Annotated in this window: 14 protein-coding genes; 5 read left to right on the top strand and 9 right to left on the bottom strand. The window is 58.4% G+C overall.

The window, feature by feature from the left end; genetic code table 11:
• Positions 1–435 precede the first annotated feature (435 nt).
• Entirely contained in the window at positions 436–867 is a 432-nt protein-coding gene (locus AAHG09_RS16100; protein ID WP_342108441.1) for a tail fiber domain-containing protein, read from the bottom strand.
• Between the two features lie 67 nt (positions 868–934).
• Positions 935–1,831, bottom strand: coding sequence for a caspase family protein (locus tag AAHG09_RS16105; protein ID WP_342108442.1), 897 nt, complete (start codon positions 1,829–1,831; stop codon positions 935–937).
• Positions 1,832–3,273: 1,442 nt separating this feature from the next.
• Between AAHG09_RS16105 and AAHG09_RS16110 the strand changes: the two genes are divergently transcribed.
• Positions 3,274–4,065, top strand: coding sequence for a hypothetical protein (locus tag AAHG09_RS16110; RefSeq protein WP_342108444.1), 792 nt, complete (start codon positions 3,274–3,276; stop codon positions 4,063–4,065).
• On the opposite strand, the gene AAHG09_RS16115 is transcribed toward AAHG09_RS16110, so the two are convergent.
• From AAHG09_RS16115 to AAHG09_RS16140, 6 genes are all read right to left on the bottom strand, one after another.
• Complete coding sequence (locus tag AAHG09_RS16115) at positions 4,011–4,760, bottom strand: endonuclease/exonuclease/phosphatase family protein (RefSeq protein ID WP_342108445.1); 750 nt, start codon at positions 4,758–4,760, stop codon at positions 4,011–4,013. The genes AAHG09_RS16110 and AAHG09_RS16115 overlap by 55 nt on opposite strands.
• Before the next feature lie 383 nt (positions 4,761–5,143).
• Positions 5,144–5,989 carry a hypothetical protein gene (locus AAHG09_RS16120; RefSeq protein WP_342108446.1) on the bottom strand — a complete coding sequence of 282 codons (846 nt, stop codon included), beginning with the start codon at positions 5,987–5,989 and terminating at the stop codon, positions 5,144–5,146.
• A 221-nt stretch (positions 5,990–6,210) separates the two neighbouring features.
• Positions 6,211–6,996, bottom strand: a complete 786-nt coding sequence (locus tag AAHG09_RS16125) for a helix-turn-helix domain-containing protein (RefSeq protein WP_342108447.1) — start codon at positions 6,994–6,996, stop codon at positions 6,211–6,213.
• Between the two features lie 491 nt (positions 6,997–7,487).
• Complete coding sequence (locus AAHG09_RS16130) at positions 7,488–7,856, bottom strand: hypothetical protein (RefSeq protein WP_342108448.1); 369 nt, start codon at positions 7,854–7,856, stop codon at positions 7,488–7,490.
• A gap of 381 nt (positions 7,857–8,237) precedes the next feature.
• Positions 8,238–8,498, bottom strand: a complete 261-nt coding sequence (locus AAHG09_RS16135; RefSeq protein WP_412760047.1) for a DUF4113 domain-containing protein — start codon at positions 8,496–8,498, stop codon at positions 8,238–8,240.
• Positions 8,499–9,441: 943 nt separating this feature from the next.
• On the bottom strand, positions 9,442–10,062 hold the full coding sequence (locus tag AAHG09_RS16140) for a hypothetical protein (protein ID WP_342108449.1): 621 nt from the start codon (positions 10,060–10,062) through the stop codon (positions 9,442–9,444).
• 799 nt (positions 10,063–10,861) lie between these two features.
• Between AAHG09_RS16140 and AAHG09_RS16145 the strand changes: the two genes are divergently transcribed.
• From AAHG09_RS16145 to AAHG09_RS16160, 4 genes are all read left to right on the top strand, one after another.
• On the top strand, positions 10,862–11,290 hold the full coding sequence (locus tag AAHG09_RS16145; protein WP_342108450.1) for a hypothetical protein: 429 nt from the start codon (positions 10,862–10,864) through the stop codon (positions 11,288–11,290).
• Between the two features lie 51 nt (positions 11,291–11,341).
• The gene (locus tag AAHG09_RS16150; RefSeq protein ID WP_342108451.1) at positions 11,342–12,580 is read left to right on the top strand and encodes a Shedu anti-phage system protein SduA domain-containing protein; all 1,239 of its coding nucleotides are present in this window, start codon (positions 11,342–11,344) and stop codon (positions 12,578–12,580) included.
• Between the two features lie 808 nt (positions 12,581–13,388).
• Positions 13,389–14,594: a tyrosine-type recombinase/integrase gene (locus tag AAHG09_RS16155; RefSeq protein WP_342108452.1), complete on the top strand. Its 1,206-nt coding sequence runs from the start codon at positions 13,389–13,391 to the stop codon at positions 14,592–14,594.
• Positions 14,595–14,997: 403 nt separating this feature from the next.
• Positions 14,998–16,139 (top strand): IS3 family transposase gene (locus AAHG09_RS16160; RefSeq protein ID WP_342108453.1). Its coding sequence is split into 2 segments (ribosomal slippage): positions 14,998–15,265 and positions 15,265–16,139, totalling 1,143 coding nucleotides; the frame shifts between segments, so codons are not numbered across the junction.
• 35 nt (positions 16,140–16,174) lie between these two features.
• On the opposite strand, the gene AAHG09_RS16165 is transcribed toward AAHG09_RS16160, so the two are convergent.
• Positions 16,175–16,304, bottom strand: a 130-nt coding sequence (locus AAHG09_RS16165) for an integrase core domain-containing protein (RefSeq protein WP_342108462.1), incomplete at its 5' end; no start/stop codon positions are given.

Consider the following 16,304-nt stretch of genomic DNA (forward strand, 5'->3'; position numbering starts at 1 on the left):
CAGTCCGATAGCGAATAGTGACCTGCAAGCCCTGCCGCCGAAAGGCGATGCACTGTTCAAGGTCGCAAGCCGGCACTCTTTATTTAGATTCCATCTTACGCCGTTGCATAAGATCGACCAGGCGGCGCCAGTTGGTGCCCCATACAGCGAGGGTCTACTAATCGGTTGCACTTCAAGATCTGGTCGTAATCTTTCAGTACTATAACCGAACTTGGGCTTCCAGACCCACGAGCGCTCGGTCTGGTTTGGGTCTACTCTGTTATGCCGTGCTGCCGAACCACGCTACGGGGCCGCGTATTCGTCCCCTCCAAATTAAACTCGATCGGCCGTGGACGAACAAATGAGCAGCGTATTACGGCATAACAGATAGATTGCCCGAGGCGATACCGTAGGCCTGCGTTTGCTCACGCAGGCCTAAACAGATTATTGTCGAAATTAGAGCCTGACATCAAGAAGTTTATTGTAATCGACTATTAAAAATCCCGTCGGGTGCTCCGCAACTGCATCGGGAACAATTTCTAAGACTTCCTGCGCGATCACTCCAAGCCACCGTTCGGGTGCGCCCTTATAAGAAAACTCATATAAATTTATCCCCAAAGATGTTCTACCCTTCAACTGGATATCGCTTTTAAGCCTAATATCGCAGAATAGGGCCGCGCCAACAACAACGCCCAAAATGGCGGCCGTACCTTCATCCTTCGCATTTGCTTGAATATTGATTAAACTTGTGATTACTTCGGGTGTTAATTCGACCCCATCCTGCTTTAGCTGTGCAATAATTGCCCTCCGAGATGCTACAAGCGCCCGCTTTTGAACTTCAGGATCGTTGATTTTTGCAATCACGGAGTTGATATCCACGATTTCCATTGTCGCCTCCTTTGCAAGTTTACTACAATTTACTCTGACATTCAATTTTATCGGACGGCATCCCCTTTTATATCGAGAATGGCGCTGAGAGCTCCAATTGGGGGTTCGGAGCCCCGACAGTATAGAAGTTTGGGCTCTGCGTAGGGGGTAAGAAACTTTGTATTTTTTTCCAGAAGTCTCTATATGAACCATTGAAAGCGCCTTCACTCCAAGCTGCTTTCAAAGCGGCTGTAAAAGCACCGTTTATTCGCCCATCAAGAGATAGCTGATTATCCTGGCAGCCGGATATCAAAAGTACGGACGCGGATGGGGAGCGTTCTTTCGAAGGCAGATCGCAATGCCATTGCAAAGAGTCATAAAATTCTTTGGCTCGGCCGTAAGTGGCCACGGAAACATCATCCGGCGCAAATTTTGGGAGGGGAGCATCTTCCTCCGCTTCCTTAGCTGCCCGAAATATCTCAGGTCTAGCATTAATGTTTATGATATAGTTTCTCTGAGATTCTTCAATAATATCGAAACCGAGGCCTGACATATTTCTGACGACTGAGCCACTGTGACAACTATCGGAAAATACTACTATGCGGACGCCGGGATTAAATCGATACCAGAGACTATATAACTCATCGTCAATAATCATACGATCGAAGGCACACCATGTTTCATCCATGCCATCTTGAGTTTCATCGCCGTTTACATCTCTTATTTGCCCCCCGTGCCCGGAATAGCTCAGCAGGTACGTATCACCCGACTCAAGTTTTTGAGATGCATCTATTATACTGTTTAGTATTGCGTCCGATGTCGCGCCGGCTGTTATAAGCGTTTTTGATTCAAAACCTCTAGACCGTGCGATTTCAGCCATAAGCAGAGCGTCGTTTTCGCAGGCCCTCAACCTGCCTTCCCAGTTATCATATTTTGGCTTGGATACGGCGTTTAATCCAATATGAAGAGACATTCCAAAAGCCATGTAAACCTCCTCTCGATAGTCCAGATCACAACGAAGGAGCAACTTTAGTTAAGCAAATTCAGTTTTGTTCATGAAGGTGAAGCCGGCCATGCCGGCATACACCTGGGAGAAAAAGTGCCGGTGCTCCAGTTAGAGCTGGCCCGACCCGGTGTGTGCATTGCGGATCAGCTTCAGCAAGCTGGCACCGATCGCGGCACACCAGCGCAAAGACGCGCACAAAGAATACACCACGCGCCAAACGTATTGCTGTGATCAAAAATCATCAGCAACATCCATATCCACCGCCCGTCCGCGAGAGTTCACTATCTCCCAGCGGCTCGGACTGGACCACGCCCTGAACCATAGAGGATGCAAATCATCATTTGCAAGCGAAATCGCAATGAATATTGTCAAGCTTTTTTTCTAAGACAGCATCGAGGATAGTAAGACGCGCTGAATAAAGCATTATCCCGTGGATTAATTCGTTCTTTCGAACGTGCCGGCCATTCTCGCACTGCTTCACGTGGCGGCGCCGGGACATCGAACTGGGAGGAGTATCGCTGGCAACAGTCGGCAGCGCTCTACTCTGACTGCGCGCTCGCAGCTGCAACAAACCTCTACCGTCCGGTGGCGCTCACTGATGCGAAGGCAGCAGGCGGAGCTGCTGCGCAATTTATCTACCACCCATCGTCGAAGACGATCGCGAAGCAGAAGGTGAATGCCGAGGAGGCCGCTAGGACTACCGCGGCCGCGCAGGCAACGTCCCGGCAATTATGCCGGCCCTGCAGTCCCCTCCTGGCCGCCTGTTCGCGGTAGATGAGGCCGCCCTGCTGCTGCGCGGTCCAGCGGGCGGCCTGGGTACAACCGAGCGGATCGTGCGCACTCTAGCGCCCTTGGCTGCTGCCGGCCGGCACCCACGGCCGCATTTGGTGGCAGCGGGTGGCTGGCAAGACGAATGGGCGCTGGGCGAGGCCCTGGCCGCCCTGGGCGGGAAACTGGCGGCCCTGGGCCTGCGGATCGACTGCCGGAAGGCGGGGCTAAGGATCGCGAAGGTGAGGTCGGCATGCCCCAAAGGGCAAGCCTGCTGCTCAGCCGAACGAGCCCACCGCCGGCAGGTTACGGCCTGAAGATGGGCGGCGCCTAGTAATCTGCACACGCGGCAGTTGCGCCATCGTCTCCGCGTAACCGGGTGCAACGGCCTCGGGCACGAGTACGACGCGTGCAGCAGCGCGATCTTTCAAGGTCGACATAGGGTTCTCCATACAGCACCGGGCAGAACCCAGTGTGCGCTGCGGAAGATATAGGGTGCGCCGCAACAATCGTGTCGTGGACGCGGCGTTCTGTCAGCACCCATGGCGCACGTCCTGGCAGCCAAGTTAAGCATTGCTCGGTAGGACCCCGAGCTTGACAATATAGCACCACAGGTTGTCCGATGCCGCAGTTGCGCGCGGAGAACGACACCTGTGAGACGCCCATCTGGTATCGCCCTCGACGGCGCAACGCTCGCGGCCCTTGCCGACCTTCTGACGCCCTACGTCGAGCAGGAGAGCATGCGCCTGCCGGAAACCTACAGGTGGAAGATCCCGACCGGCGCGCCGGTCGCGCCGTTCAACTCCTCGGGCCTATCCCTGGCCGATGCCAACGTGCAGCTGAAGCGCTTGTTGTCCGACGCATGGCACCTGTCGGGATCCGATCGAGCTGCACTTGCGCGGTGGTACGTGGGCCGTTGGGGCGGGATCTACGCCAACAAAGATGAGACCCTACAGGGCTATGTGCTGCTGCCAGAGGATGAACTGGAAGGCGCCGCTCTTGCTGGTGTGGCCACGTGGTCCAAGATCCTGGCCATGCGCAATCCCGCCCGATACGCGATCTTCGACGCTCGGGTGTCAGCCGCCCTGAATGCGCTGCAAATTTCGGGAGGTGCCGATCCAATTCTGTTCCCTGATCTGCTGAGCCGCAACAATGCGGTGCGCGCGTTCCAGGGATGGGTGCGCATCGAGCACCGCGGGGCCCGCCGCCTCCTGAAAGACCGGGCCTATCCGGACTACATGGTGCTACTGCGCGAGGTCGGGGACCGGCTGGGCCATAAGAGCCCAGACCGCGCCGAGATGGTGCTGTTTGCCAACGCCGAGAGCCTGATCCAACGGGCGATGGTTCGGGCGAGCGGCCGGCCCCTGGGTCGATCGCCGGAAGGCCGGGCTCAGGATGGAGAAGGCGCGGCCATGAGATCTACCTCGACCGCCAATCCGCTGTGATCACTCAATCGCGGTTCCTGTCCGGTTTTGCCCTCCCAGGCCGCAATCGCTGCGGCATGCGGCTCCCAGGCCGCGGGTAGCAGCACGTGATCGATCGGCGGGTGTGCCAGCTTTCCGGCGGGTACTCGCTCGGTCTCCGTCGCGCAGAATAGGTCACAGGCAGCCATGGCCTCGCGCAGCAGCTGGCGGCTCTGGGCCGTGCCGTAATAATGCTTGCCGCCCAGGTTCATGTTCAGGTCGCCGGCCACACATAGATCCGCCCTGGGATACTGTCGCCGCAGCGCAGCCCACTCCTGCCCCTGCTGAACGACGACACGATGCATCTCGGACCAGTTGCGTAGTGGCGTGCCCGGTTCGGCATCGCCGCGATCGTCGTGCCAGGGCATCACTGTACCGTAGACGATGAGCGGACCTTTCGGCGCCTCCACCACGGCTGCCACGGTGCGCCGCGGATCAACGACTTCAAGCCGCTGCAACACCGGGTAGCGGGTCCAGATGGACGCCCAGCGCCCGCCCAGCCGCCCTGTCGGCCGCTGGTCACTATGAACTGCTGTGTGACCCACCGATGGGGCCAACTCGTCGTGTGTCTCCGTCAGAACCCAAACGTCGCAGTTGTGCAGCTGCAGCACTTCGCGCCGCCGCGCGTTCTTGCCGGCGCCGGTGGCGTACTCGACGTTCCACGTTCCAATCCGCACGGCGCTGGTTTCCCCGCCTTATGGGCCGACTGCATCTTGGACGATTCCGCAGCTACGGGGAAAGGCCGAAACCGTCGCCAGGAACGGGGCTGCTGCCCGGGCCCCGGCGGCCCAGGTACAGCCTGGATTGCGGTCGCCTGCGGGGCGCTTGTTCGCTACGGACACGGCCAGCTTGGTGCTCCGCGGGCCGCGGGGCGGCATCGGCACGGCCGCCAGGGTGGTGAAAACCTTGGAGCCGCTGGCCGCTGGTGGAAGGCACCCAGCCGCGGCGCTGGTCGCCGCGGGCAGCTGGGGCGACGAGGAAGCGTTGCGCGAGGCCTTGGTGGGTCTGGGGCCGAAGCTGGCTGCAATCGGCCTACGGATCTGCCGGCGGAAGGCGGGGCTTAGAATGGCGAAGGCGCGGGCGGCTTGACCAGTAGCCCCCGCTGAACGTCCCACGGCCGGGACCGGAACGGCATCATGGTAGGTAGATCGCCGGGCCGCGCGCGCCGGTGGTGCGGCAGCAGCGGCAGCTGGCCATATGGATTGGTGGTTCCGAAGGCCATGGTGCTGACGTAGAGCCCATCGTGGAACTGGGCCAGCGCGGCGACCACGGAACGGCCATCCGTGTTGAAGCGATAGATGAACTGGTCATCCGCGTGGTTGCGCCGGCCCTGTCTCAGCCCCGACTGGTCGGGCATGATCGACAGGAACGCCTTGGCCGTGTCGGGCGCTAGACCGGCGTTGAGGTACGCCCCGCACATGACGAAGCCATCCGGCGGCAAGGGGTGGCCGCAGTGATGGCGATAGAGCGCCATCCCGAGCTTTGCGGCGAACACGTCGAGGTAGGCGCGCAGCAGCGGCCCTTCCTGGCACATGATGATCATCGGGCGGCGGATCCCGCCAGGACCAGGGAGCCATTCAACGCTACGCTGGCTCCGGTCGAAGAACTCGGAAAGGAACCCGGGTGCCTGGGCCTCAAGTATGCCGCTGCGCGCCCTCGCCTCCGCAATCTTCCAATCGTCTTGATAGTACCGTGGGCTTAGCCGTGCGATGAAGCCGGCCACGAGATCCGCGGCGCCGGTGCCGTTGTTGCAAGCTGCGCACCCGGCGAACATCAGCCCGTAGGGTCTATTCCGTCCCCGGAACATGGAGATGGGCGGCATGTGCTCGACCGTGGTGTGCGGGGCCGCGCAGTAGATGCACCGCATCTCTGTTGCCATGATGTCAGCCTTGCTGGGGTGGCGCATTGCTCCGCTCGTTCGGCTATCGACCGCCGGCATGATGCCACGGCCTGGCTGTGTGCGATGTACGACCCGCGCACGACCCCCGCTGGCCCGCGCGGCTGAGGCAAACAGCCGCCTCCCGGCAGCATCATGCCGGTTCCGCTGGCCTTACGGCCGCATGGTTGAGCTCCAACCCCACAAGCCTGGGCCGGCCGCTCGCCGCTTTCCACGAGCGGGCGGCCGGCCTAGGCGCCCGCACCGCGCGCTGCAGGCCGGATGGTGCCGTCGGGCCGCGCAATGGGCCTGTGGCCGAAATTTCCGAGACCCTCCCGACCCTTAGAAGGAACTCTGACACCCGTGCCAGCAGCTAATTGCCCCCCTCCCACCAAGTCCGGGCGGGCGCTGCGGGGCAGCCGTAGGCGCAGCCAGGCCGCCCATTCGGCGCTGGCGATGCGGACCAGGTTGGTGTCGTTCCGAAACCCTGTGACGCGCCGCAGTTCGATGGTCACCAGGCCCACCAGCACGGCCTGGCGCATCGCGCGCTTGGCGGTGGTGATCGAGACGCCGGCGAGGGCCGCGATGTGGCCCATGGCCAGGTTGCAGACGCCGCGGGCCGCGATGTGCTTGCCCACCACGGCCATCACCGCCTGTTCCCCGGGGGTGAACGCTTCCGACAGCCTTGGGGGCAGGTACCCAGATGCGGCCCAGCGCCGGCGCCGGGCTTTGCTCTCGGAAGTGCGGGGACGCGACCCCGTGCGCGGGTGCGCGCGGGCAGGCGCTGTCCCCTGCCCATCAGGGGCAGGGGCAGCTGCCGGCACCAGCTGGGCGCAGGCAGCCCCCAGGGTTCGCGCCTTGGTAGGCACGGCCTGGGCGATCCGCCGGCGGGCGGCCATGAGCCCATCCAGTTGTTCGGCCTGCTCATCGGAAAGGCCGCCGGCGCCGTAGGCACGCCAGACAGCTGCCGCGACTTTGCCCAGCCGATCGGCGGCCGCGGCCTCTACGGCCCGGCGCATCTCATCGAACACGTCCATCCGTTCCCGGTCCCTTACGGGCCGCGGCTAGGGTCCAGGCAAAGCACTCCCGATGTCGGAACGGTGGTCCCGACTTGACGCTCAAGGCGCCGTGTGGCTTCTGAGAGATTGTGATCTAGGCTCTCAAAGGCCCGGGTTTTGGACGGCCTCACCCTTGCCGGGGTGGGGCCGTCTGCTTTTCAGGGTCTATCGCGCGGCGGCTGCACTCCCTGCCCGTGGGCAATGTTTCGACGCGTAACCTCGACGGCAGCGCCGAGCAAGGCCTAGCGCTGTATTAGATCGGCGCTCTTCTTTCGATCTTGGCGCCTGTACTCAAATGCCGGCGCTGTGTGGAATGGAGAGCTTCAAGGCGGCGCCAACGTGCTGCGGCTCTCCTTGGATATGCGGGCGGCTTCTGGCGGCATGCCCGGGCGGCGGGGAAATCCGGCCGCCACAGCAGGAAACGGCACACCGCAGTTGCCGCCGCACGATGCGGTACCTGCCAGGCAGTCCTAGCCGTTCAACGGCTCGACGCGGTGGCCTTTAAGCTGGTGCTGCACGAGGGCCAGCAAGGCTCCCTGCAGGGGCGTTTCAGCCACGCGAATGGCCTCTCGCATCGCCGCATCCATCGCAGCCTCGATTGAACCGTGGGGCGATCTGGGGGGCTCTTCCATCAGGTACTCGATACCTGTGCACAGGATCCGCAATTGCACGTCGTTTACGATCGGCTTGCGGGCCGTTTCGTTCAGAATGCCGATAAATTCGTTCATCGGCTTGTCGGGATCGTCCATGGGATGGCCGGCATTAAGATCAACTAAAGCCTTAATTGATCGATCCAGATTTTCAAGCTTCTGCTTATCACCATAGCGAACGACTGGCATTTATTAGCCCTTTCCTGCTCTGCACGAGTGGCCAATTACACCGCCCTGCCGCAGCGCAAGAGCTTCGCCAGGCAGCGCCACCGTTTATCCAATGCACTAAAGACATACTCCGAGAATTCTTATTGTCAATTGACTCGACCAATTGATGTGCTGTACATGATCCGTGTACGCGGATCTGTACTTGCAAAGCGCGCAATGACATCCATGCAAATAACTCTGAGGCCCAATATTCTTCCACTTCCAGTGCGCCGACCACCAGCACAGCCCGTTGGCACCATGGATTTACCAGCAGCGCAGCCTGCGGGATTTGGCAGGGCTGCTGGCCTGGGCGGCTGGAATGAACATGGCCCGTGGATACGGGCATGGCCGCCAGCGCTCCCGTCAAGCGTGGGCCACCGGCAGCTCGCCCACCTGGGTGGTGTAGCGCGATGTGCGCATCTCGAACTTCGTGTTCCAGCCTCGTTTGGCCACCAGCCCCGCCCCCGGGCCGGCACCACGGCGCCGCGGGCCCCAGCGGGCGTTACAGGCGTCTATGGCCGCCATGAGCGGCCCTGACCGCTCCCGGTACATCTGGCTGATTGGCGCCAGCGTCAGGCAAGCCAGCCCGCGCAGCTCGTGGATGGTACCCTCGCCCAACACCATCAGGCTTTTGCACTATGACTTGGGGCGAAGTCGCTCGGATCCGCGATAGGTGCGGATCGGGCTGAAGCCGCCAGCCAGGCGGCTCTACGCCCTGGATCCGGCGGCACTGCCCTTAATCGGTCCCGTCGACTGCGGCGGGGCGCATTATCGCACCCTGGAGGTTCTGCCGGGCAAGGGACGGCATCCTGTGCCGTCCCTCTTCACCGCCGGCCCCTGGCAGAACGAAGCGACGCTACGGGCCGCCCTGGAGGCCTTCAGTCCAAACTTGGCTTCAATCGTCGCAATTTCGCCGGCGGAAGGCGGATTGTCGCGCGCTGGAATACCTCCGAGCAGTCTTAGGCAACGCGATCGTTGATATCAGTTTTCTTCGTTATGATTTGCTGATCATGCCTATATAAGCGATCCATAAGGTAGTATAATCCGACGCATGTCGCTATGAATAGATGCGATATCATTAAACAGTACAATAAAGAAATAGTAGCTCGAATTGCAGGCACGTATGGAATTACCTGAGCCGGAACATCTGCTCCGCTTAGGCCTATTGCAAGCGCGCAAGCTAATGATATGGTCAACGCTGAAAAAGAAAGATATCCAAATATAGCGCAAGCAAATTCCCGTCGCGTCAAATAATATTGGATCCTACTTCCGTCAGACCCTTTTTCAACAAGAGCAATAGGGCCTGATCTGATGACCTTATCAAGATCCGGGTGCGCGAATGTTGCCGCAGCAACCAACGCAGCGATATAAAATCCGGTCAAACACGAAGCCAGGGTCAAAATTTTATCGAGAAATCCATTCGGTGAGAAAAATATCGCATTATTCAACGCAACGAATGGCAACCATATTACAACTGCCAACGCAGACGTTGGGATCAAGTCGAGATATGTCTTCTCTCGATTTAAAAGACGGAAATATCTCAAGGGATAAAATATTTTCCACATAGCTAAACCTTGGTTTGCATGCCCCAGTCCTTAGCGAAAATCTTAAGCGCCTCTTCCATCAACTGCGGCTCGACATTTTCGCAACACACATCGAGATCGCTTTCAACGTACACCTGTTCCGCGCGGACGAATAGGACGGAAGCCGCGTCATCTTCTCGGCCAAGCGTAACTAAACGCGAACGCTGATCGGGCAGACGCACTTGGACGCGCACCTCATCCCACTCGTGTTGGAGCGCCCAGTCTTTCAGTGCCTTAATTTTTTCAAGAGGCGACGATCCTTCTTTGCGTATCAAAACTTTTTGTTTCTGCTCTTTTGGAATGAACCCTTCAGTATCAAAGCCGGAAAGTTTCGCCTTACGAACCAACTCCACAAACGGAACTGTGCCCGCTTTAAGCGCATTCTCAATTTTAGCGGATTTATACCCTTCTAGGGCACAGATGGTAAACGTTGTTTTTGTAGCGCCGTTTCTGTCTTTGTAATCATACTCGGCATGTCGAAGGACTTTGTGTATCACACTTTGTATGTAGCTGCGGCCGAGCGTGGGCGTCTCTTCAACTATGGCTCTATAAATTCCCGGCCGACGCTCGTCGTGAAGCATGTCTACAAATAAATGCGCAGACACTGCAAGATCCTCCAAATCTTGCTTATCAGCCTTTCTCAGCTTGCCCGTTTTCTGTGTCCGAACACAGGGGTGGATGCGTCTGGACTACTCCTCCTAAACAGTATTGCGGCGTATCTACCATCAGCTGAAATCAACGTATTTGTGATTTTACATTCGTCTTTCGATTTCAGCTCTAACTTCCCATGATCCTTGCCGATTGATCCCTGCAAAAGACTGATAACATCGAGAGCCGGACCCTCTTCAAAAAATTTGATAGCTCGCCCTTCATTGTATGCTGGACGAAGCGACAAATCGTATTGCTGAAAAAAACGCGATCTTGGCTCAATCAACATCCGGTACGCCTCAGTTTTTAAACTGCGCCAAACGCGCTTGATTTTCTACCTAAGGTTCTACCGTTGTGGGAGGCGCACGCAACATGAAGGCCGTTGCCGTAAACACCTCTTTGTCACTTTAATCGTGCCACTGAGGCGCCTAACCACCTTGCCTCCACTGAAACGATCGGGCGCCGTCCGAACAATTGCCTTCCCCAAAAAAGCGCCGTCACGGTGATGAGTGCAACGCCGCGAAGGAGCGAGGCGAAGTCGCTTCGCAAGCCAGGCATGGCGGCAGTGTTCCAGCCGGGAACGCTGCCCCTGCCGCCGTCGACGATCTTGGCCTGACCCGCAGGGCCCGGGAGATACGCAACGTGAAAGCGGCTGCCCCGGGCGCGATCCACCGGGCGCTAGATGCCCAGTTAGAGCAGGGCTGATTAATAGGCGACCGTTCGTGTGTAGGCCGGCTCCGCTTCAGGGAGACTGCTTTGAACGATGCACTCGAGACCGGATCCCGCTTTCAACGGGTTCATATAGAGGCCGCAAACCGTGCCGAGACCACCGCGCTGCTGATCCGCTGCGGCTACCGCGTGTACCGGCCGGAAGCGGACATCGAGGGCGAGGATCTGGTGGTGCGTGATCCGGCTGGTGCGCTGGCCGGCGTACAGCTCAAGGGCCGGCCTCTGGTGGACTGGCGCCGCTATGGCGGCCGCCAGCTGCTGATGCTGTTCCCCTCAGCGCCGTACAGCCCTGCGGTGGCACGCGCGTGGTTTCTGGTGCCCCACGACCTATTCTTCGACTGGGTGAAAGCCCGGCACGGTCACACGCCGAAGTGGGGTGACGTGTGGCACTATCCGGCGATCGGGCGGGATCTCGTGGCATTCCTGGCGCCGTACGAGGTACAGCCGCCGGTGTAGCGACTAAACGAGCGTATAAATTAATCGAAATATAAATCGAGGCAAAGCCAAGTGAAATCAGATCATAAAGCTCAATTCTGCGAGGATGGTCGGGATGTCGCGAAATTTTTCCTCGATGGTATGATGAAAACATACTGGACCCCGATTTATAATATTGTTTACAGCAATCCGAAATTGAAAAAATTTGTCACCGGATTTATTGTTAATCCGACAAGTGTTTCAATTTATATTGGGCAAAAACATATCGCTCTTGAATATCATGGCTCCGAACTATACGAAGATAAAGGGGGCACGATAAATATGGAGGTAAACGTACAAGATTTATCAGAATCAGACGCACCCTTATTAGCGCAAATTATTGGCTTCCCCAATGACAGCACTGTTGGATTTGAATTTCCCCTGCCAAATTTCAGTGAAGATTTCATATGCCCAACCAATAGAGGGTTTGATGCCTTGGACGATCTTGGTTGGAATATGGCCGCTCAGAATAGTATTATGGCGCTAAACAGCCCTATTCCTACCCCAAACGAGGGAGAATTTAGTAGAATTATCAATGGTCGATTTTTCGACGCCGACAAAAATGGCCTCGTCACACGGCATGTGAAATGGATGGATTTCTTCCCGATACAATTTGATGGATCAGACGCCGAGTATGATCGGATAAGATTCACGTTAGCGCCACTAGAGCAAATGGTCGAAGCTGACTCGCGATATATCTATCCCGCGCCAACCGACTATAAATTCCAGAAGTTGCCCATAATAAATAGATTTATCGAACTGTGGGGAAATAGCGCCTCAGGGGAGACAGAAATAACTCGCTTCCTTGCAGAAGAAAGCCATAAGTTCATTCTTACTATGAAATTCGGTGCGGTAGATGCCAAGCCGGAGATTAAGTGCGAATGGCAGAGTCAACAAAAAGCCGACATCAAGCCCGATTTTTTTATGATTCAACCGAATGGCTTTGCAGATATCGTGGAATTTAAGCTCCCACACATAGGTAAGTCCGCCGTGGTTGGATCAGACAACAGGGAAAGCTTTGCTGCTTGGCTCAACTCATATATATCACAAACGCGAGTATATGCTAATTATTTTGACGACCCCAACAACAGGGCATGGTTTGAGGAAAAACACAAATTTAGAGTTTATAAACCGCGTAGGTGGCTCGTTGTTGGAAGACGAAAGGACTTTTCTCCGCACGAATGGAGGGAGATTATAGCTGATTACAGAGACGTCGATATAATCACGTTTGACGATCTTATCGACGGCACCACTGCACAATTTTACCGATAGCCGTACAAAAATGCTTTTATCTCTATAGTTTTTATAAGTTGCTATGTGATCCCGCCTCAATCGGATTTTTGAGGCGGGGGGCGTCCGATCTCACTAGCGATGGACTGATACCCAACGCAGCCCACCAGTACCGTGCCTACGGTGGGTCGCTGGCAACATGCGGCAGTGTCTCGCCCCCGGCCCTGGCCCAGCCAGTGCACGATGCCCCCACACTTATGGCGGCGTTTCCTCCCAGACTCGGCCGGGGCCTACGAGCTCCGGCCTCTTTCGTGGGGATCGACAATGTCGCCGTGGTTGGCTGCCGTTCTGAGCCTAGAGACCGCGCTGTGTTCCGCGATCCTGGCTGAAGCTGCCCACGATCGCCTCGAGGAGCCAGTACCCGCAGTCGGGATCGCCCGCGTGTCCGCATGGCTCCTACTGGCGGCTACCGGTTTCCTGCTCTGGTCGAAAGGATCCTGATCGCCACCGGCCTCGCAGTGCTGGCCGGGTGGCGGTGAGGGCAGGGGACGCGGTGCGGCCTTGAGCCGCTCGCAAGCCGATAAGCGCCGAGACGCTTATTGGGCCAAAGTTGGGGTTATTGGGCCGCCGCGCCAGTAAAATCGAGCTAAGATACTGATTTTGCTGGCGCGCCCTACGGGAATCGAACCCGTGTTTTCGCCGTGAAAGGGCGCAACCATTCGTCCAGGAACGTCCAACTAAGTCCTGTTAACCTATTGATTAATTAAGATTTTCGTCCAAACCGACGCTTGGCCTGTCCGACTTTGTGTGGCATGGTCCGAGCACGTTCACGGGACACTGGCGGGACACCATGGCTCGTAACACGCGATCTTCGAAGCTCGAAACTCGCACCAGCCGGCTGCGCCTGCCGGTAGCCAAGAAGCCCGTCTTCGCTCGCGTCGCGCCCGGTGTGTCGCTCGGCTACCGCCGTAACGAGACCGCAGGGACCTGGGTGCTGCGGGTTGCTGATGGGAAGGGCAGTTCCTGGACCAAACGGATTGGTCAGGCCGACGATTTCGAGGAAAGCAATGGCCGAAGCGTGCTCACTTTTTGGGAGGCGCAGCAGCAGGCGAGGACGACAGCGGGTGGCGAGAAAGGGGAGGGGGCTCAGATGGCGCCGCTCACCGTTGAGGTTGCTGCTTTGGCCTACCTCGCTGGGCTTGAGGCTCGAAACCAACGTACAGCTTACGACGCCCGCCGCCGCTTGGAACGCCTCTTCCTGCCTCGCTTCGGTCGGAGTCGCATTGAGGACTTAACACGCCGCCAGCTAGAGGCTTGGCGCGATGGCTTGGTGCGGGCCGGCGGTGACGCCGAGCAGCATCGCCGCAGCCAGGATACAGCCAATAGGGTGCTCAGCATCGTCAAGGCGATGCTTAACCATGCGGTGGGTGATCGGACGAACGGTCTGACTGATGACAGCGCTTGGCGACTAGTGCGCCCATTCCAGCGAGTCGGCCGGCCCCGCGAGGTACACTTCACGTCCGCAGAGGTGCTGCGCCTGCTCGAAGGTTGCGATGATGTCGGCTTCCGCGACCTACTAACGGCAGGGTTTCTGACAGGAGCGCGCTACGGTGAACTCGCCTCTTGTCAGGTCCGCCACTTCGATGCCGAGGGCGGCACGCTGTACGTGCCGCGTGGTAAGACCGGAGCAAGAATCGTCATCTTGCAGCCTGAAGCGGTGATGTTCTTCTCACGGCTGGTGATTGGCCGCGAGAAGAATGCCCAACTGTTGCCGCGCGTCGACGGCAACGCTTGGGGAGCGAGCCATCAGGTACGACCAATGAAGAAGGCGTTGCTAACAGCGAAGCTCGATCCATCAGGCACATTTTACGCGCTACGACACTCCTATATATCCCGCGCGATTGAGGCGGGCGTGCCGCTAAACGTGGTGGCGGAGAATTGTGGGACGAGTGTACGGATGATCGAAACGACTTACGCAAAGGTGCTGGCCGCCAAGCGGCGAGAGTTCATCGCGAACGGCGCGCCACGTCTGTTCGCTGCTGTCACACTAGCTTGATCTTCAAGCTTAAAGAACCGAATTCTCAACCTCCGCCACTTAAGTGCCATAAGTGTTTATTCCAGATACACTTTTAGCGACAGGCTTCCAACTCAACCCATGCCTCACCCCACATTCCAAAGTGACGTGCATGTACTGCTACAAATATTGTGGGATGTCGCGCTAGCTGGCTTGGAAGCCGAAGGTCGCGCCTCGGAGGAGTTAGAGGCTGCATCATATGCTTCTGCGATCAACGCATCCGGCCTGCCGCCACTCGCTTATGCACCTTCTCGCCATGGCCGACGGATGGATGCTTTGGCAACGGTCCAGTGGTCCTGCGCTAGGTGCTAGGCGTGGTTGACCTGACCGGCTGGCTTAGGACCGAGCTGATTGAGAGGATCAGCCAGGACCGAAGGAGCTGGATATGAAGCGAGGTCAGAAGACGGGTGCGGAGCAGGTGGTTCTGAAGCTGCGCCAGATCGAGGTTCAAACGGCACAGGGCAAGAGTTTGGCCCTGGCCTGCAAGGAGGCCGAGATCTCCGAGCAGAGTTACTATCGCTGGCGCAAGGAGTACGGCGGCCTGCAGATCGACCAGGCCCGTCGGATGAAGGATCTGGAGCGGGAGAACGCGCGATTGCGCCGGCTCGTGGCTGACTTGTCCCTGGAGAAGCAGGTGCTGGCGGATGTCGCCTTGGGAAACTTATAGCCCCCGAACGACGCAGGCGGGCGGTCGACGGCATCCGTGAGAAGTATGGTCTCTCAGAACGCCATGCCTGCCGGATCGTCGGCCAGCACCGGGGCACGCAACGCTACGTGCCGACGGTGCCGGCTGACGAGGATGCGCTGACCCAGGCCATCGTCGCCCTGGCGTCCGAGTACGGGCGCTATGGCTACCGCCGTGTCACCGCGCTGCTGCAGGCAGCGGGCTGGCAGGTGGGCAAGGACCGGGTTCAGCGGATCTGGCGTCGTGAGGGGCTTAAGGTCCCGCAAAAGCATCGGCCACGAAGCCGGTTGTGGTTGAACGATGGCTCCTGCGTACGGCTGCGGCCTCTCCATCGCAATCACGTCTGGAGCTTCGACTTCGTCCAGGGCCAGACCCATGACGGGCGAAGCCTGCGCATCCTGACGCTGATCGACGAGTATAGTCGCGCCTGCCTGGCGCTGAAGGTGGCGCGGCGCATCAACAGCCTGGGCGTGATCGAGGCGCTGGCCGATGCGATGTGTCTGCATGGCATCCCAAAGAACATCCGCTGCGACAACGGCCCGGAGATGATCTCGAAGACTTTGCGGAAATGGGTCGCCAAAACCGGCCCACAGATCCAGTACATCGCACCAGGATCGCCGTGGGAGAATGGCTATTGTGAGAGCTTCAATGGCAAGCTGAAGGACGAGTGCCTACGCCAAGAAATCTTCTACTCGCTCAAGGAGGCACAGACCGTGATTGGGATCTGGCAGAATACCTACAACCGCGTTCGACCGCATTCGTCCTTGGGCTACCGGCCGCCCGCCCCTGTCACCTTCCCGGATCTGGCCTTCCGGCTACCCATGGCCGCTACCATGCAGTAGCCTCTCAATCGGCTCGGTCCAAAATACCGGTCAGGTCAGGTTGCAAACGCGTTCGGGGTGAGCCCGCCGAGGCTCGTGTGCGGGCGGCAGGTGTTGTAGTCGACCCGCCACGCCTCGATGATGGTCCGGGCCGCCGGCAGGCTCCGGAACAGATGCTCGTTCAGG

The organism is Methylobacterium guangdongense (assembly GCF_038442355.1).
GTDB classification, from domain to species: domain Bacteria; phylum Pseudomonadota; class Alphaproteobacteria; order Rhizobiales; family Beijerinckiaceae; genus Methylobacterium; species Methylobacterium guangdongense.

What these genes read in the sequence shown, in the direction of transcription:
- AAHG09_RS16125 (WP_342108447.1), bottom strand. Translation starts at nt 6,996, where the DNA reads ATGGACGTGTTCGATGAGATGCGCCGGGCCGTAGAGGCCGCGGCCGCC.
- AAHG09_RS16155 (WP_342108452.1), top strand. Translation starts at nt 13,389, where the DNA reads ATGGCTCGTAACACGCGATCTTCGAAGCTCGAAACTCGCACCAGCCGG.
- AAHG09_RS16100 (WP_342108441.1), bottom strand. Translation starts at nt 867, where the DNA reads ATGGAAATCGTGGATATCAACTCCGTGATTGCAAAAATCAACGATCCT.
- AAHG09_RS16130 (WP_342108448.1), bottom strand. Translation starts at nt 7,856, where the DNA reads ATGCCAGTCGTTCGCTATGGTGATAAGCAGAAGCTTGAAAATCTGGAT.
- AAHG09_RS16135 (WP_412760047.1), bottom strand. Translation starts at nt 8,498, where the DNA reads ATGGTGTTGGGCGAGGGTACCATCCACGAGCTGCGCGGGCTGGCTTGC.
- AAHG09_RS16120 (WP_342108446.1), bottom strand. Translation starts at nt 5,989, where the DNA reads ATGCGCCACCCCAGCAAGGCTGACATCATGGCAACAGAGATGCGGTGC.
- AAHG09_RS16105 (WP_342108442.1), bottom strand. Translation starts at nt 1,831, where the DNA reads ATGGCTTTTGGAATGTCTCTTCATATTGGATTAAACGCCGTATCCAAG.